Consider the following 17434-nt stretch of genomic DNA (forward strand, 5'->3'; position numbering starts at 1 on the left):
TCGTGGAAGCGGAATCCAACCGGTTCCATCGGACAGGGACGATTGCTAATGCATGCGTGAACGCTGGAGCGCGTTGGCAGCAGCGCGAAAATATCGTCATTGTCCGACAGTATTCGTCCCGTTGAATCGGCAACGCTGTTGGCCTTACCTCAGTTCCAGGAGCCAATGCGCATGCCTTCCACCACGCCAACCCGAGTATTGCTGGCACTGGCTGCTTCCGTCGCACTCCCCGCCTGTGCCCCGCATGACTGGGCGCGTGACGTAGCCATTGCTCCTCCCGGCGCGCTCGCGGTGAACGAACGTGACCTCCCTTCGTACATCCGCTTTCAAGCCAGCGATCTGGACACAACCATCGATGCTTGTGAGTCCTTCGCCGACCATGTCAATGGCAAGTGGATCCAGGAGACGCATCTTCCAGCTCATCTAAGCAGTTGGGGCGTGGCTGAAGTGCTCGACGAGCGCTCCAATGCTATCCAGATGCAACTGCTTGACCAACTCGCAAGCCACCCGCGACCGGGCAATGTGCAGAAACTGCTTGGGGACCTGTGGGCCTCCGGCCTGGACGAAGCCCGCATCAACGCTCAAGGACTGGCGCCCCTTGCCGACGAACTGAATGCCATTGATGTTCTGCACAATACGGAATCCATCGTTGCCTACATCCACGCGAGTGCCGCACGCGGCCAAAGCCGCGTGCTGGCTTTCTGGGTAAGCGCTGATTACGAGGATGCCAGCACCTACATCGCCTTTGCCTCGCAGGGGAACATGGGACTACCGGACAGCAGCATGTACTCCGATCCTGCACACGCCGCACTTCTGCAGCGCTATCGTGAGCACATCGCGGCCATGTTGCGGCTTTCCGGCATCCAGGCGGCCCCAGCCGCCGAGCAGGCAGAGGCTGTGCTCGCACTGGAGGCACGCCTGGCTGCAGCTGGTCTTTCCAGAGAGAAACTTGCATCGGACCCGGCCGCGGAGTACAACCCGGTCTCGTTGGCCCAGGCCGAGGCATTGGCTCCGAACTTCAAATGGCGGGAGTTCTTCACTGCTTTGGGCCTCGACCTGCCGGAAAAGTTCTCGCTCGGCGCACCGGCGTACCATCGAACGGTCAGCGACGCACTGGCCGATACGGCGCCCTCGACATGGCGGGCATTCCTGCGCTTCCATCAACTCAAGGCGGCGGCTCCCTATCTCCCTGATGCCTTCGGCCAGGAAGCATTTGCGTTCGACCAACAGACGCTGCGCGGCACACAGGAGCGCGCCCCGCGCAGAACGCGCGTAATGGCTGCAGTCAATCGATTCGCCGGCGACGCGATGGGCCGCGAGTATGTTGCCGCTACGTTCCCTCCGCAGGCCAAGCAGCAGATCGAAACCATGGTTTCCTACCTGAAGGCCGCATTGAAGACACGAATCGAACAACTGCCCTGGATGGGAGACGAAACACGTGCTGCCGCGCTACGCAAGCTGGAGGCTGCGACAGTGAAGGTCGGCCATCCCGATCGCTGGCGTGATTGGAGTGGAGTTCACACCGATCGCTCCAGCTACCTTGGCAACATCCGGGCGCTGCGTGAATTCAGCTATCGCTACCGGATATCCAGAATGGGAAAGCCGGTGGACCGAGACGAATGGATGATGCATCCACAGACCCCAAACGCCTACTACATGGCGAACAACAACGAGCTTGGTTTCCCGGCAGCCTACCTGCAGCCGCCGCAGTTCGATCCCCAGGCCGACGATGCGCTCAACTATGGCGGCATCGGCGCCACAATCGGTCATGAACTCATCCATGGCTTCGACGTCGGGGGCAGCCGGTTTGGCCCGACCGGAGAACTGGAAAACTGGTGGACAGCCGACGACGCTGAACGCTTCGCAGCACTGGCCCGCGATCTGGAAGTGCAGATGGGCGGGTACCGCGTGGATGGCAAGCCTGTCAATGGCAAACTGACCCTTGCCGAAAGCATGGCCGACCTGGGTGGACTTGCCGTTGCGTTCGACGCGATGCGGCTGGCTACTGCTGGCAAACCCGACCCGAAGATTGATGGCCAGAGCAGGGAGCAGCGCTTCTTCTACAACTACGCCGCGAGTTACCGCAGTAAAATGACCCAGCAACAGTCTGAGATTGACCTGCGCACCAGCAGGCATCCGCCTTACCAGATCCGTGCCATGGCCGCGCCGTCCAACCACCCTGGCTTCGCGATCGCCTTCCAGTGCAAGGCTGGCACGCCGATGTCACGGTCCGATCGGGTACAGATCTGGTAATGCTGGTTCAGCCCCCCACCACACGTAGATCGCCAGCACCGCCAGATGTCCCACGTAGTACCCGTAGAACACCCACCGCCAGCGCGGCAGTGGCCATGTCGCCCGCGCGGCCAGCAGCACCACCGGTACGGCCAGCAATGCCCAGCCGTTGTGGTTGGCCCAGCACACCGCTGCGAGCCCGAGCAGCAACAGCCACCACGCGCGATGCCGGAACGCGATCCATCCCAGCAGCACGCAGCCGACACCCGCCCACTGGTAATCCACGAACATCGGCAGCACGCCGGCAGCCAGCAACAGCAGAACGGGCCGATGGTTCGCCAGCGCATGAACGGCCACGGCCACCAGAGTGAAAGTAAGCAGGATGTTGAGCGGCAGCCAGGAACCAAACGCGAATGCGTGCACTGGCTGGGCGATCAGCCCCCAAAGCACGAGCCGGCGTATCGATCTGCGCAGGTCGGCCCCGGGCTGGGCCAGGTTGCAGGCCATCACCAGCGCGAACAGCGGGAAGGCAATACGCCCCAGTTCGCTGACCACCGGCACGTAGCCGCCGAAGGCCACCTTGGCCACGTGATCACCGGTCATGGCCAGCAGCGCGATCCACTTCAACAGCTCGCGCGCGCCGCTGCCAAGGGTGAAGTTGAAGGTTGACGTCCCGGTCGTGGTCGCTTGCATCGCGGAAGCTTATGCGCATCGGCCAGCCCATTTCCAGCGCCGCGCAGGAGCCCGTCGCTGCAGCCCGCAGGTGGCGGCGCTATGCTGGCCGCCCCTGCTTGTGAGACGTCCGCCGTGCGCACCCTGTACCCCGCCATCGAACCCTACCGCGAGTTCACCCTGAAGGTGAGCGATCTGCACACGCTGCATGTCGAAGAGTGCGGCACACCGGACGGCATTCCGGTGGTGTACCTGCACGGCGGCCCAGGCGCGGGCATTTCACCCACCCATCGCCGCTTCTTCGATCCGGCACGCTACCGCATCGTGTTGATCGACCAGCGTGGCAGCGGCCGCTCCACACCGTTCGGCGAGCTGCGCGACAACACTACGCAGGACCTGGTGGCCGACATCGAGAAAGTGCGTGAGCACCTGGGCATCGAGCGTTGGCTGGTCTATGGCGGCTCCTGGGGGTCGACCCTGTCACTGGCCTACGCACAAGCGCATCCCGAGCGCGCCACCGGCCTGATCGTGCGCGGCGTATTCCTCGGACGCGAAATGGAGAATCGCTGGTTCGCCGAGGCCGATGGCGGTGCGCGCTGGATCTTTCCGGAGCGCTGGGACCGCTATGAGGCTTACATTCCGGAGGCTGAGCGTGGCGACATGATTGCGGCCTATTGGACCCGCATGGATGGCCCGGATGAGGCGACCCGCATCGAAGCCGCGCAGGCCTGGCTCGGCTGGGAAGACAACGCGGCAACCCTGCAGCACGACGTCGACGCCCAATCCACTGATGATCCGCTGGATACCTTGGCCAAGGCCCGCATCGAGGCGCACTACTTCCGCAACAGCATCTTCCTGGAGCCGGACCAGCTGCTGCGCGATATCGATCGCATCCGCCACCTGCCCTGCGTGATCGTGCAGGGGCGCTACGACATCATCTGCCCGCCGCGCAGTGCGTGGGATCTGGCCCAGGCTTGGCCGGAAGCGCGGCTGGAGATGGTGACCTCCGGCCACAGTGCCAACGAGCCGGCCACGGTGGATGCGCTGGTGCGAGCCACGGACGCCTTTGCAGACCGCTTCTGAAGCAGACGGGAGTGCCGGCCGCTGGCCGGCTTCCTGCCGTTCGAGGGTAGAGTGGACTGTTAGTCGACTGCTCTTGGCAGGAAGCTGAAAGTCCCGCGCTGCACGCGATAGTCGACTGGCAGTCGACGCTACCGAGCCGTCTCCGTCGAGCCACCTCCCCCAAGGCCTCCGCGCGCAATAGCCTTTGCGCGGCCCGGTGAATGGCGAGCCACCGGGCCCCATTCTTCGCAGCCCGCTTACAGCCTCCCGCAGAAGATCCGGCCGTGACCACCGCACCGGTCGTCCGCCTTCTCTTCAGGAGCACGCCATGATCGCTTGTCGCTACCTTCCCATTGCACTCTCGCTTTGTGCGGCCCTGCTGCTGGGTGCCTGTTCCAGGACCCAGGAGGCGAGCAAGGCCACCGCCGCCGAGGACGTCACCGAAGTGAAGCTGATACCGCCGTATGAATCGTTGGACAAGGACAAGGACGGCATCGTCACCCTGGCGGAAGTCGATGCGGTGGCACCGGACTGGGCCGAGCGCCTGCATGCCTGCGATACCGACCGTGACAAGACGCTGAGCCATGGCGAGTACGACGTGTGCAAGCAGACCAGCGCTTCGCATTGATCCATCACCGAACCCCCGATTGGCGCTGTGCATGCCCGGCTATACCAAGGTATAGCCGGGCTAACCCACGGACCTCTAGGACTGTCCCGTTCAGGCGCGGACAATAGCACCACTGGCCAGGGCAACCCTGGCCGGCCCCCTCCCCTCATGGAGACGCAGATGGACCCCGACCCTTCCGGGCGCACCGCGACCCGTATGCCTGATTGCTGCCTGTTCCTGGCGCCTGCCCGCCGGTCCCTGCCTGCCTGAGTGACGGGGGACCGCCAGGCGCCGCCTGCCTGGAGATCGCCCCCATGTCCTACAAGATCCTCTACATCACCCTGCGCCGCCTGATCGGCGAGCGCGATGTCGCCGCCCTGCGCAGCCAGCTGCTGCAATACGGCCCGGTCATGTTTGCCCGTTCGCTGTCGCTCGGTTCGCCGCGCGTGGTGGCCGACGCCTTGTCGCTGCTGCCGATCAGCGAGCGCGTCACTGTGCTGCGTCATCTGGCCTATCCCCTGCGCGACGCGATGAAGCCACTGTGCATCGGTGGCAGCCAGCGCCTGCGCATGCAGCCGTGGTCGCCGGCGGTGCTGGCCATGCGCCACGCCTGATCTGTCTCACCCATTCCGTTCGTGTTCCGGCTGCGGCCGGCTCTGACATTCGAGGAGCGTCCCATGAGCCTGCTCAACGCCTGGTTCAACGCCTTCCTGCGCAGCCGCCGCGCAGGCAACCTGTTCCGCCGCCGTGCGATGCCCGAAGCCGGCTTCGGCCCTGGCAGCGCCGAGGCCGCGCCGTTCGCACTCACCACCGGCCTGGTCACCCTCGCCCAGCAGGACGAAGCCGAGCTGCTGACCACGCTGGAATCACATGCCGATGGCCTCAGCCCGCATGAGGCCGAGGAGCGACTGGCCACGCTCGGCCCCAACGAGGTGGATCACGAGAAGCCGCTGCCGTGGTGGCGCCACCTGTGGCAGTGCTACCGCAATCCGTTCAACCTGCTGCTGACCGTGCTGGCGGCGGTGTCCTGGCTGACCGAGGACATCAAGGCGACGATCGTCATCGGTGCGATGGTGCTGCTGTCCACGCTGATCCGCTTCGTGCAGGAGGGTCGTTCAAATCGCGCAGCCGAGCGGCTGAAGGCACTGGTCGGCAACACCGCACGCGTGCTGCGCCGCAATCCCGGCACCGAAGCGGCCGACGTGGCCGACCAGTACTTCGGCGCGCACCTGCACAGCCGTCGCCCGGCACGCCTGCTGGACCTGCCGATCCGTGAACTGGTACCCGGCGACCACATTGTGCTGTCGGCAGGCGACATGATTCCGGCCGACTGCCGCGTGCTGACCGCCAAGGACCTGTTCGTGGCGCAGGCGGCGATGACCGGCGAGTCGCTGCCGGTGGAGAAGTTCGCGCACCCGGGCGATGGCCTGGCCGGCCTGCTGGAACAGCACAATCTGCTGTTCATGGGTACCAACGTGGTGTCCGGTACGGCCACCGCCATCGTGCTGGCCACGGGCAACCGCACCTACTTCGGCACCCTGGCCCAGCGCAGCACCGCCACCGACCGTGCGCCCACCGCATTCCAGGCCGGCGTCAACAGCGTCAGCTGGCTGCTGATCCGCTTCGCGCTGGTGATGGTGCCGTTCGTGCTGCTGATCAACGGCTGGACCAAGGGCGACTGGACCGAGGCGTTCCTGTTCGCGCTGTCGGTGGCGGTGGGCCTGACGCCGGAAATGCTGCCGATGATCGTCACTTCCACCCTGGCCAAGGGCGCGGTGCTGCTGTCGCGGCGCAAGGTGATCGTCAAGCGCCTGGACGCCATCCAGAACTTCGGCGCGATGGAAGTGCTGTGCACCGACAAGACCGGCACCCTCACCCAGGACAGGATCGCGCTGGAGCGCCACACCGATGTGTTCGGCCACGATTCGGAAGACGTACTGAAGTTCGCTTACCTCAACAGTCACTTCCAGACCGGCCTGATCAACCTGCTGGACCGCGCGGTGCTGGAGCACGTGGAGCTGCAGAGTTCGTTGCGGCTGTCGCAGGACTACCACAAGGTGGATGAGATCCCGTTCGACTTCGAGCGCCGCCGCATGTCGGTGGTGGTCTCCGAGCGCGAGGATCACCACGAGCTGATCTGCAAGGGCGCGGTAGAAGAGATGCTGGCGGTGTGCAGCACCGTGCGTGAGAACGGCCAGGACATGCCACTGGACGAGCGCCGCCTGGCGCGGGTGCGGCAAACCACCGAGGAACTGAACGAACAAGGCCTGCGTGTGGTGGCGGTGGCGATGAAGGAGACCGCAGCCAGCCAGACCGCCTATTCGCAGGCCGACGAACGTAGCCTGACCCTGATCGGCTACGTGGCGTTCCTCGACCCGCCGAAGGAATCGGCCGCGCAGGCGCTGCAGGCGCTGGCCGCGCATGGCGTGGAGGTCAAGGTCTTCACCGGTGACAACGAACTGGTGACCGCCCGTGTGTGCGCACAGGTGGGGCTGGACGCCGACACCATCCTGACCGGGCCGCAGATCGAGCGCATGGACGACGGCGCGCTGTCGCGGGCGCTGCACCACCATCGCGTGTTCGCCCGGCTGACGCCGCTGCACAAGGAGCGCCTGGTGCGCGAGCTGCGTGCTCAGGGCAAGGTGGTCGGCTTCCTCGGCGACGGCATCAATGATGCACCGGCGCTGCGCGCAGCCGATATCGGCATCAGCGTGGACAGTGCGGTGGACATCGCCAAGGAGGCCGCCGACATCATCCTGCTGGAAAAGAACCTGATGGTGCTGGAGGAAGGCGTCATCCAGGGCCGGCGCACGTTCAACAACATGCTGAAGTACATCCGCATGACCGCCAGCTCCAACTTCGGCAATGTGTTCTCTGTGCTGGTGGCCTCGGCCTTCCTGCCGTTCCTGCCGATGCTGCCGCTGCAGCTGCTGGTGCAGAACCTGCTGTACGACATCTCGCAGATCGCCATCCCGTTCGACAACGTGGACGAGGAGCTGGTGCGCAGGCCGCTGAAGTGGAACCCGGCGGACATCGGCCGCTTCATGGTGTTCTTCGGGCCGATCAGCTCGATCTTCGACCTGACCTGCTTCGCGTTGATGTGGTACGTGTTCGATGCACGCACGTCGGCCGACCAGGGCCTGTTCCAGTCCGGCTGGTTCGTGGTCGGCCTGCTGACCCAGACCCTGATCGTGCACATGATCCGCACGCCGAAGGTGCCGTTCCTGCAGAGCATCGCCGCGCCGCCCCTGCTGCTGATGACCGGCCTGATCATGGCCATTGGCGTGGCCCTGCCGATGAGCCCGCTGGCCGGCTACTTCAAGCTGCAGGCGCTGCCGGCCGGCTACTGGCCGTTCCTGGTGGCGATCCTGTTCGGCTACGCGGTGCTGACCACTGCGCTGAAGCGGTTCTACATCCGTCGTTACGGCTGGCAGTAAGCGCCCGCCGCTTTGTCCAGGGAGAAACACAATGGACATCAATCCGAACCTGCCGGCGTTCGACGCCGGTGCCACGCTCAGCTCGCTGATCAGCCTGTCAGTGGCGTTCGTGCTGGGCACGGTCATCGGCCTGGAACGCCAGCTGCGGCAACGCACCGCGGGCCTGCGTACCAACACGCTGGTGGCGGTGGGAGCGGCGGTGTTCGTCGATCTGGCAGTGCGCTTCCATGACCTGTACGGCGGTCCACCGTCACCGCTGCATGTGGTGGCCTATGTGATCTCCGGCGTCGGCTTCCTTGGTGCCGGCGCGATCATGAAGGACGGCGCGCAGGTGTCCGGCCTGAACACCGCCGCCACCCTGTGGGGATCGGCGGCGGTGGGAGCATGTGCCGGTATCAAGCTGCTGCCTGAAGCAGTGCTCGCCGCGGTATTCGTGCTGGCCGCCAACACCCTGCTGCGGCCGGTGGTGAACCGCATCCAGCGGCAGCCGCTGCCGGAAGCGTTCAGCGAAGCGACCTATGCGATCAACGTGGTCTGCCAGCGCGAGCAGCAGGCAGAGGTGCTGGACCAGCTGTTGCTGCTGCTTGAACAGGCGCAGTACCCGGTGCGCGCGGTCGACCAGCGCCCGTTTGGCGAGCGCGACGTGGAAATCGAAGCGGTGCTGTATGCCACCACCGTCGATGCCGGCGAACTCGATGCGGTATTGGCGACGCTGGCGACCACGCCCGGCGTACTGCAGGGGTTCTGGAACGCCAGCCTGGAGGAGTAGTGCCGGCCGCTGGCCGGCAACCTGATGATCTCCGGACGCCCCGTGCATCGCCTCGGCATGCCCACCGCTGGGGGTAGTGCCGGCCGCTGGCCGGCAACACCGTGATCTCCAAAGCACCGTGCAGTTGCCGGCCAGCGGCCGGCACTACCAGGCATCACTCTGGTTTGTGCCGACCAACGGTCGGCACCCACAGCACAAGAGCCTGCCGACCAAGGCCGGCATCCACCGATGGCGGCTTTGCTATCCTTTCACCCCACGCCAGGGAGCCGTCCCGATGCCATCGCTGTCGCCCCGCCGCCCACTGGTGCTGCTGGTCCTGATCGTCGTGATGGCGGCGATCTTCCTGATCGATACCGTCACCGATTACGCGGTTGCCGCTGCCTGCTTCTACGCGGCGGTCATTCTGGCCGCATCGCGCGTGCTGGGCGCACGCGGGTTGATCACGCTTGCCCTGGCCTGCATCGCGCTGACCGGGGTGAGCTTCTTCCTGACCCGCTTCGGCACCTACCGCATCGGCCTGGTCAATTCGGTCATTGGCATGCTGGTGATCGGCATCACCACCTACCTTACCCTGAACATGGAAGCGGCCAAGGCCGCCGTGCAGGAAGCACAGGGCCGCCTGCTGCGGGTAGCGCGCGCCTCCACCGTGGGCGAGCTGACCACCTCCATCGCGCATGAAGTGAACCAGCCGCTGGCGGCCATCGCCAGCAGCGCCGAAGCCTGCCAGCGCTGGCTCGCACAGGACCCGCCGAACGTGGAGAAGGCACGACAGACCGTGGCCCGCATCCTGGCCGATGCGCACCGCGCCGGCGACGTGATCGCCCGCATCCGCGGCCTCACCCAGGGCGCGGCACCGCAGCGACGCGCCTTCGATCTGAACCAGGCGGTGGAGGAAATGCTGGCGCTGTCGCGCAGCGAGCTGGACCGGCATGGCGTGGCCGTGGCACTGCTGCTCGACGCCGAGCTGCCACTGGTGCAGGCCGACCGCGTGCAGGTGCAGCAGGTGATCGGCAACCTGATCCTCAATGCGGTGGATGCGATGGAGGCCGTGCCCACCGCCGACCGACGCTTGTCCCTGCTGACCCGGCGCAACGGCCAGCGGGTCAGCCTCAGCGTACGCGACCGCGGTGTCGGCCTGCCCGCCGACCATCCCGAACGCGTCTTCGATGCCTTCTGGACCACCAAGTCACACGGGCTGGGGCTGGGCCTCAGCCTGAGCCGCTCGATGATCGAAGCCAACGACGGCCAGATCCGTGCCGAACGACCGGCAGGCGGCGGTGCCTGCTTTGTGTTCGACCTGCCCATTGCCACTGACGCCCACCATGCGTAAGCCGACTGCCGCCAACCCCGATCCGGCACCCATCGTCTATGTGGTCGACGACGATCCGTCGGTGCGCGCGGCACTGGAAGACCTGCTGGCCTCGATGGGCCTGCAGGTGCGGGCCTTCGCCTCCACCCAGGCCTTCCTCGAACACGCGCTGGAAGACGCACCGGCATGTCTCGTGCTGGACGTGCGCATGCCCGGGCAGAGCGGTCTTGAATTCCATCGCACGATGGGCAACCACGGCCTGCAGCTTCCGGTGGTGTTCATCACCGGCCACGGCGACATCGCGATGGGCGTCAACGCGATCAAGGACGGCGCCATCGAATTCCTCACCAAGCCCTTCCGTGACCAGGAACTGCTTGATGCCATCCACAAGGGCATCGAGATCGACCGCCAGCGCCGCCGCGAGGACGAGGCGCTCGGCGCGCTACAGCTGCGTTGGCACACCCTCAATGCCGGCGAGCGTGAGGTGGTCGGTGGCGTGGTGCGCGGCCGCCTCAACAAGCAGATCGCCGCTGACCTCGGCGTCAGCGAGATCACGGTGAAGGTGCGTCGTGCACAGGTGATGCGCAAGATGGGCGCACGCACCCTGGTTGACCTGGTGCGCATGTACGACCGCCTGCAGGCGGGTACGCCATGAACGTCCACGTCGCGCTGCTGCGCGCGGTCAATGTCGGCGGCACCGGCAAGCTGCCGAGGCGTGAACTGGTGGCAATGTGCGAGGACGCAGGCTTCGCCGATGTCCGCACCTACATCGCCAGCGGCAATGTGGTGTTCCGCAGCGGGCTTGATGAATCCACCGTACGGGAGGCCCTCGCCCAACGGCTGCAGGCGTACGCCGGCAAGCCGGTGGGCGTGCTGGTTCGCTCGGCCAACGAGATCGCCGGCGTGGTGGCACGCAACCCGTTTGTGCAGGCCGCCGGCAACCGTGTGGTCGCGCTGTTCATCGACGGCAGCCTGCCTGCCGATCCGCTGGACGGCGTGACCGGCCGGCGCGACGAACAGCTTGCACTCGGCACGCGCGAGATCTTCATCCACTACGGTGCCGGCATGGCCGACTCGCGCTTGCGGGTGCCCTATGCCCAGCACGGCACCGCCCGCAATATGAACACAATCGGCAAGCTTGCAGTGATGGCCGCAGCGCTCACCTGGCCTGCCAGCAATCCGCGTGCTGGCCGGAGGCGGTAGCGTCGACCCTCAGGCACTGCGCCGCGCTCGCGCTCCTTGAAGGCTGAAGCAGTGGGCGGACCCAACGGATCACGCCCGCTGCAAGCGGCGCTTCAATCGCGTATCCAGCAGCCCCACGCCCAGCAGCACCAGGCTGGTCAGCCATCCAGCGGCCAGCAGGTGCACGTGCGGTAGCATCAGCCCCAGCACCAGCAGCGCCACCGCGCCCAGCAGATGCGAGCGCGGCGCGTGCCCATAGACCACGCGTTTGTACAGGACACTGCCCAGCAGATAGATCAGCGGGCCTGCCACCATCACGCTGGCGTAAACCGGGGTGGCGGCCACCCCCGGATGGTCCATGACCAGATCATTGCCCACCGCCGTGGCGATGATGCCGGCGATCAGCAATGCATGCACGTAGTGGAAATTGGCGCCCATCCTTCCGGGGTCTTCGGCGTGGGTGATGGCCTCAGTGGCATCGTGGCTGGAGATGCCGAAGTACAGCCACCACATGGCAATCGTGCCGGCGAAGGTGGCCAGCACCGCTGAAACCACTTCCAGGCTCCAATGCTCGACGTTGCTGAGCACGCCACCGGTGGCCAGCAGCGTCTCACCCAGCGCGACGATGACGAACAACTGGCAGCGTTCGGCCAGGTGCCCCCCCTCGATGGTCCAGTCGCGGGTGTGCGAACGGCCCATGCCCGGGAACGCGAAGCCGAACATCGGCGAGATGTATTCGCAGGCCACCGCCACCGCCCACAATGCCAGGCGGAGGTTGCCCTCGGCCGCCGCGCCGGCCAGCCAGAAGCAGGCCGACACGCTGACCCAGGCCAGCATGCGGCGGAAGTTCGGTGCCAACGGATGGCTCCGGCCGACCTCCAGCAGCACGAACGCGGTGCGTCCGACCTGCATCGTGGCGTACGCCCCGGCGAAGATCCACGCACGATCGGCAAACGCCTCGGGAATGGACGAGGACATCAACAACGCCAGCAGCATGGTGGCGAACAGCAGGCCGCGGATGCGCGGCGCCTCCGGGTCGAACCAGTTGCTGACCCAGCACGCGTACTGCCAGCCGAGCCAGACCGCGAACCACAGCACCAGCGTCTGCAGTACACCGGCCAGGTCCAGGTGGTGCAGCAGATGGTGGCTGAGCTGGGTGACCGCGAATACGTAGACCAGATCGAAGAACAGTTCTTCGTAGGTCACGCGGGCATGGTGGCCGTCGCGGTGGCGCAGCGCGGGCAAGCGCAGTCGGGTACGCATGGAACTCCTTCAGCGCGCCAAGCGCCAGTACAGGAAACCGGCCAGCAACGCCGGCGCGGCAAACACCAGCAACAGGATCGGCAACTCCTCGCGTACCGCGTAACCGGCCTTGCTGACCCCCACCCACATGTTGGCCACGGCCACCAGCAGCCAGGTAGCGATGAAGGCGATCAGTGCCGTGGGCAGCTGCGAGGTGCCCACGCTCCAGAGACGGCCAAACAGCAGGAACACGCCCAGCAGGAGCACGCCACCGAGCATCACCATGAGCACATGCATGGTCCACCTCCTTGAGCCTGAAAGCAGGCTAGCCCGGGCCGATTCTGCGCTCCAGCCCGTGGAGATGGATTCACAGTCCAGAGCAAGCGAACAATCCCGGCATCGGCTGCGGCGAACCTTATGGCAGCCATGAGTTATTCGCGAAACGGGCCGTCCAGGGTACGTGCTAGCTTCATCCGACCCTATCCAGACCCCTCTCCGCCATGCGCCATTGCCTGACGACCCTTGCCCTGACTGCCACACTTGCCTTTGATGTCACTGCCGCCGGCACACCGCTGCCACAGCTGCAGGCCTACACCGTAGACCCATCCTGGCTGCAGCCGATGGCGCCGCTGCAGATCGCCGACCATACCTGGCAGATCGGCACTGAGGACCTGACCGCGCTACTGGTGCAGACCGCCGACGGCGCGGTGCTGCTCGACGGCGGCATGCCGCAGATGGCCAGCCACCTCATCAGCAACATGAAGGTGCGCGACGTGGCGCCGCAGGACCTGCGCTTGATCCTGCTCAGCCATGCGCATGCCGACCATGCGGGCCCGGTGGCAGAACTGAAGCGCCGTACCGGTGCGATGGTGGTAGCCAACGCCGAATCAGCGGTGCTGCTGGCGCGCGGCGGCAGCAACGACCTGCACTTTGGCGACAGCATCACCTTTCCGCCGGCCAGCACCGACCGCATCATCATGGATGGCGAAGTGGTCACGGTGGGTGGCATCGCGTTCACCGCCCACTTCATGCCCGGGCACACCCCGGGCAGCACCGCCTGGACCTGGACCGATACGCGCGATGGCAAGCCGGTGCGCATCGCCTATGCCGACAGCCTGAGCGCGCCGGGCTACCAGCTGCAGGGCAATGTCCGCTATCCCCGCCTGGTCGAGGACTACCGACGCAGCTTCGCTACGGTGCGCGGCCTGCCCTGCGACCTGTTGCTGACCCCGCATCCGGGCGCCAGCAACTGGAACTATGCTGCCGGCAGCAAGGCCAGCGACAAGGCACTGAGCTGCAAAGCCTACGCGGATGCGGCTGAGAAGAAGTTCGACGCGCAGCTGGCCAAGGAAACGGCCACGGCACGCTGATCCTGTAGAGCCGAGCCCATGCTCGGCTTGCCGGCCGACAACAGCCGAGCGTGGGCTCGGCTCTACACAGGATGCGTCGAAGAGTGCCGGTCAGGACAACCGGCACCCGCCGTCCATCAGCCACCCTGTCCGTGCTGGGCAAACGGCTCGGTGCTGCCGTCGGTGCGCACCAACTCGACGGTATACGGCTGCACGTAGCCATCCGGCATTTCCATGCCCGGCGAACCGGCCGGCATGCCGGGCAGCACCAGCCCGCGCGCGGCCGGGCGTTCGGCCAGCAGGCGCTTGAGGTCCTCGGCCGGGATGCGGCCCTCGACCACATACCCGCCGATCTCGGCGGTATGGCAGGAGGCCTTGCCGACCGGCACACCTAGGCGAACCTTGATCGGATTCATGTCCTCGGTGTCGCGCACATCGACCTGGAAGCCGGCGGCCTTCAGGTGGTCGACCCAGAGCCGCAGCAACCACAGCTGGCGGTCTTGTGCACGATGGCCACCGGCAAGGCCGGATCGACCTTGGCCGGGCTGGCCTGGATGAGTGCCACCGGTGCTGCGCTGGCGATCGGTGCGGCGGCGGATTCTTCGGCGGCACGTGCACAGGCGGTCGTGGCAAACACGGTGCCGAGCAGCAGGCCGAGGGAGAGAGTACGGTGCATAGGGAGTGATTCCTTTGCAGAGTCGGGCAACGCAGCCCGCCGCCCGCGCATCGAAGTCGCAGGCAGAGTCGAGAAAAAGTCGAACAGTCATGGCAGGCGCTTGAGCGCCTGCAGGAAATCACGCAATGGGGGGGACGCAACGGGTCAGGCATCGGCGGCGATGCCCGTTGCGGGGAACTGGCGGCTGCCGGCGCCTCGCGCCACGGCGAGGCTGGCGTTCCATTCAACGTGGCCAGCATGCCAAGGCAGGTCGGCGGGAGGAACGCTACAACGAACGGCACGACGCCGGCGGGCGGTCGTTTCGGCTGCGCAGCAAGCCCCACAGTCAAGCACGGCCCACGCCGCTTCGCCAGAGGGCACTGGCTGTTTTCAGCACAACCTGCCAGGGCAACGGTTACAGCCGCGTCTGTACGCGACCACTGCGCTATCCTCGAAACCGCAGGCGGTGGCCCGCCCGCGTTTCCCCCTTGCCCGGACGCGCTGCATGCCTTATTCGATCCCGCCGCACATCCCGCCTGCCGGCACCGCCCAGCGCCCCTTGCAGCGCTGGCGCGGCGGCAGGCAGGAGCGGCAGGTCGACATGGTGGCCGAAGAAGTGCCGGTGGCGCTGCGTTACAACGATGCCCCCTTTGCAGTGATGATGGCCACCCCGTGCGACCTGGAAGACTTCGCGCTCGGGTTCTCGCTCAGCGAGGGCCTGATCGACACGCCCTCGCAGCTGCTGTCGATCGAGATCCGCCCGCAGCTGGAAGGCATCGAATTACAGATGACCGTGGCCGAGGAGGCATCCGGTGCCGACCTGGACCCGGCCAATGGACGCCTGCTGCCCGGCCGTGGTGGCTGTGGCCTGTGCGGCACGCGCCAGCTGGAGGAAGTGCTGCGCCCACTGCCGCAGGTCCGCGAACGACGCAGCTATGCCGCCGCCGCTCTGCAGCGCGCGGTGGCCACGCTGGCGCAGCACCAGCCGATGAATGCGGTGAGCGGCTCCATCCACGCCGCCGCCTGGGCCGATGCCAGTGGGCGCATCGGCTGGGTCCGCGAGGACGTCGGCCGCCACAACGCGCTGGACAAGCTGATCGGCGCGCTGCAGCACAACGAACACACCATTGAAGGCGGCCTGCTGGTGATTTCCAGCCGGGCCAGCTACGAAATGGTCAGCAAGGCGGTGCGCGCCGGTGCCAGCGTGCTGGCTGCAGTCTCGGCACCGACCGCATTGGCGATCGACCTGGCCCGCAGCGCCGGCCTGTGCCTGGTCGGGTTCGCGCGGGAGAGCGGGTTCAATGTATATACCCATCCGGAGCGGCTGCAGGCGGACGACGGCCACGCCCGCTGAAGATGGCCGGGAGCACAGCGCCCCCGGCCCGGTAGACCTCAGCGCAGCGCGACCTTCGGGAAGTCCACCGGCACGTCGAACGCTACGTTGACGTAGTTGGTGAACAGGTTGAGCGCTACATGGGCGAGGATCTCGACGATCTGCTCATCGTCGAAGCCGGCCGTACGCAGTGCCTGCACATCGCCATCGGTGATCTGCGCACGCTGCTCGACCACCTTCAGCGCGAAGTTCAGTGCAGCTGCGGTAGCCGGGTCACTGGACTGGCCGATCTGTGCGGCAGCCATCTGCTCGCTGCTGGCGCCGGCCTTGCGGCCCAGTGCCGTGTGCGCGGCCAGGCAGTACTCGCAGGCATTGCGGTTGGCGATAGCCACGGCGATCTGCTCGCCCAGCAGCGGCGACAGGCGACCGCCACCCAGCGCGCCGAACGAGCCCCACATGCTCTGCAGGGCGGCCGGCGAGTTGGCCACGGCGCGGAACATGGCCGGGGTGGCGCCGAAGGCGGCGTGGACCTGGCCCAGCAGGGCCTGGCGGTTGGCAGTGGTGTTGGCGGCATCGATCAGGGGGACACGGGACATGGTGGATCTCCTTGGGAAAGCGCCCGGGATTGGACGACCCGCTCATCCTAGGTAGACTCGCCGGACGCATCAGTCGTAATTCGCCACACATGTTGTCCATACGTCCATGAGCATGCCCGCCGCCGCCCCTGCGCCAGATCGCCTCTCCTCGCTGCTGGAACGCTTCCGGGTGCAGGCGGCGCTGTTCCACAGTGGCCCGCTGTGCGGGCGGCATGTCTTCGAGCCGCAGCCCGGTCGTGCGTTCCTGCACATCCTGCGCCAGGGTGAAATGGAAGTCCGCCATCCCGACGGCGATATCGCGCTGCCCAGGCTGAAGATCGACACACCCAGCCTGCTGCTGTACCCGCAGCCGCTGCACCATGTGTTCTTCAACGCGCCGCTGGATGGCCCGGATTTCACCTGCGCCACGCTGGATTTCGATGGCGGTGCGCGCAATCCGATCGTGCAGTCGCTGCCACCGGTGATGGTGGTGCCGCTGGCGGCCATCGGCGAACTGGATGGCACCCTGCAGCTGCTGTTTGCCGAGGCCGATCGCCAGCGCTGCGGTTCACGGCTGCTGACCAACCGCCTGTTCGAGGTGGCGCTGATCCAGATCCTGCGCTGGGTGGTCGACCACCCGGATGCAGCGGGTGTCAGTCATGGACTGATGCGCGGGCTGTCCGACGCGAGGCTGGCACGCACGCTGGTGGCGATGCACCAGGCACCGCAGGACGAATGGACGCTGCCGCGCATGGCCGCGACCGCCGGCATGTCGCGCAGTGCCTTCGCGGCCGTGTTCAAGGAGGTGATGCAGGCGACGCCGGCCGCTTATCTGCTGGACTGGCGGCTGAGCCTGGCCTGCGCGCAACTGCGGGGCGGCGCGGCGGTCAAGCAGGTGGCGGTCGAGGTGGGGTTTGCCGATACCGCGTCACTGTCGAAGGCGTTCCGCAAGCGGCTGGGGGTGTCGCCGCGGGCCTGGTTGGCCGCGAGCGCCACGCAGGCTCGGTAAA

The 17434-nt window shown here is 66.3% G+C and carries 16 protein-coding genes and 1 pseudogene; 12 read left to right on the forward strand and 5 right to left on the reverse strand.

The features are described 5' to 3' along the window. Positions 1-171 precede the first annotated feature (171 nt). A complete protein-coding gene (locus ACM0PY_RS02495; protein WP_134972073.1) occupies positions 172-2253 on the forward strand; it encodes a M13 family metallopeptidase in 2082 nt (693 codons plus the stop codon). Here the strand turns inward: ACM0PY_RS02495 and ACM0PY_RS02500 are convergent. After that, on the reverse strand, positions 2224-2925 hold the full coding sequence (locus ACM0PY_RS02500; RefSeq protein ID WP_180884310.1) for a TraX family protein: 702 nt from the start codon (positions 2923-2925) through the stop codon (positions 2224-2226). The two genes, ACM0PY_RS02495 and ACM0PY_RS02500, sit on opposite strands and share 30 nt — an antisense overlap. Before the next feature lie 114 nt (positions 2926-3039). Between ACM0PY_RS02500 and pip the strand changes: the two genes are divergently transcribed. The 8 genes from pip (at position 3040) to ACM0PY_RS02540 (ending at position 11291) form a co-directional block, all read left to right on the forward strand. Continuing rightward, positions 3040-3987, forward strand: coding sequence for a prolyl aminopeptidase (gene pip, locus ACM0PY_RS02505; protein WP_180884308.1), 948 nt, complete (start codon positions 3040-3042; stop codon positions 3985-3987). A gap of 307 nt (positions 3988-4294) precedes the next feature. After that, positions 4295-4594 carry an EF-hand domain-containing protein gene (locus ACM0PY_RS02510; protein WP_134972076.1) on the forward strand — a complete coding sequence of 100 codons (300 nt, stop codon included), beginning with the start codon at positions 4295-4297 and terminating at the stop codon, positions 4592-4594. 293 nt (positions 4595-4887) lie between these two features. After that, a complete protein-coding gene (locus tag ACM0PY_RS02515; RefSeq protein ID WP_180884306.1) occupies positions 4888-5187 on the forward strand; it encodes a hypothetical protein in 300 nt (99 codons plus the stop codon). A gap of 63 nt (positions 5188-5250) precedes the next feature. Next, positions 5251-8010, forward strand: a complete 2760-nt coding sequence (gene mgtA, locus ACM0PY_RS02520) for a magnesium-translocating P-type ATPase (protein ID WP_134972078.1) — start codon at positions 5251-5253, stop codon at positions 8008-8010. 31 nt (positions 8011-8041) lie between these two features. After that, the gene (locus tag ACM0PY_RS02525) at positions 8042-8779 is read left to right on the forward strand and encodes an MgtC/SapB family protein (protein WP_065177730.1); all 738 of its coding nucleotides are present in this window, start codon (positions 8042-8044) and stop codon (positions 8777-8779) included. Positions 8780-9053: 274 nt separating this feature from the next. Then, on the forward strand, positions 9054-10109 hold the full coding sequence (locus ACM0PY_RS02530; RefSeq protein WP_180884298.1) for a sensor histidine kinase: 1056 nt from the start codon (positions 9054-9056) through the stop codon (positions 10107-10109). Continuing rightward, a complete protein-coding gene (locus ACM0PY_RS02535) occupies positions 10102-10743 on the forward strand; it encodes a response regulator transcription factor (protein ID WP_134972080.1) in 642 nt (213 codons plus the stop codon). Before ACM0PY_RS02530 ends, ACM0PY_RS02535 begins: the two co-directional genes overlap by 8 nt. Continuing rightward, positions 10740-11291, forward strand: a complete 552-nt coding sequence (locus ACM0PY_RS02540; RefSeq protein WP_180884296.1) for a DUF1697 domain-containing protein — start codon at positions 10740-10742, stop codon at positions 11289-11291. The genes ACM0PY_RS02535 and ACM0PY_RS02540 overlap by 4 nt, the downstream gene beginning before the upstream one ends. Before the next feature lie 69 nt (positions 11292-11360). Here the strand turns inward: ACM0PY_RS02540 and ACM0PY_RS02545 are convergent, their stop codons facing one another. Both ACM0PY_RS02545 and ACM0PY_RS02550 read right to left on the reverse strand, forming a co-directional pair. After that, on the reverse strand, positions 11361-12533 hold the full coding sequence (locus tag ACM0PY_RS02545; RefSeq protein ID WP_180884294.1) for a low temperature requirement protein A: 1173 nt from the start codon (positions 12531-12533) through the stop codon (positions 11361-11363). Positions 12534-12542: 9 nt separating this feature from the next. Further along, positions 12543-12809, reverse strand: a complete 267-nt coding sequence (locus ACM0PY_RS02550; RefSeq protein ID WP_005416705.1) for a hypothetical protein — start codon at positions 12807-12809, stop codon at positions 12543-12545. A 203-nt stretch (positions 12810-13012) separates the two neighbouring features. On the opposite strand from ACM0PY_RS02550, the gene blaL1 reads away from it, so the two are divergent. Next, a complete protein-coding gene (gene blaL1, locus ACM0PY_RS02555) occupies positions 13013-13882 on the forward strand; it encodes a L1 family subclass B3 metallo-beta-lactamase (RefSeq protein ID WP_180884292.1) in 870 nt (289 codons plus the stop codon). A 116-nt stretch (positions 13883-13998) separates the two neighbouring features. Here the strand turns inward: blaL1 and ACM0PY_RS02560 are convergent. Continuing rightward, positions 13999-14537, reverse strand: a pseudogene (locus ACM0PY_RS02560) (DUF411 domain-containing protein). A 484-nt stretch (positions 14538-15021) separates the two neighbouring features. Here ACM0PY_RS02560 and fdhD point away from each other — a divergent pair. Beyond that, positions 15022-15870: a formate dehydrogenase accessory sulfurtransferase FdhD gene (gene fdhD, locus ACM0PY_RS02565; protein WP_134971097.1), complete on the forward strand. Its 849-nt coding sequence runs from the start codon at positions 15022-15024 to the stop codon at positions 15868-15870. Between the two features lie 38 nt (positions 15871-15908). On the opposite strand, the gene ACM0PY_RS02570 is transcribed toward fdhD, so the two are convergent. Then, on the reverse strand, positions 15909-16445 hold the full coding sequence (locus ACM0PY_RS02570) for a carboxymuconolactone decarboxylase family protein (protein WP_134971095.1): 537 nt from the start codon (positions 16443-16445) through the stop codon (positions 15909-15911). Positions 16446-16551: 106 nt separating this feature from the next. Here ACM0PY_RS02570 and ACM0PY_RS02575 point away from each other — a divergent pair, with 106 nt between their 5' ends. After that, the gene (locus ACM0PY_RS02575) at positions 16552-17433 is read left to right on the forward strand and encodes an AraC family transcriptional regulator (RefSeq protein ID WP_134971093.1); all 882 of its coding nucleotides are present in this window, start codon (positions 16552-16554) and stop codon (positions 17431-17433) included. The last annotated feature ends 1 nt before the right edge of the window (position 17434 follow it).

Origin of the sequence: Stenotrophomonas sp. BR163 (assembly GCF_047520985.2) — a bacterium.
GTDB lineage: Bacteria > Pseudomonadota > Gammaproteobacteria > Xanthomonadales > Xanthomonadaceae > Stenotrophomonas > Stenotrophomonas sepilia.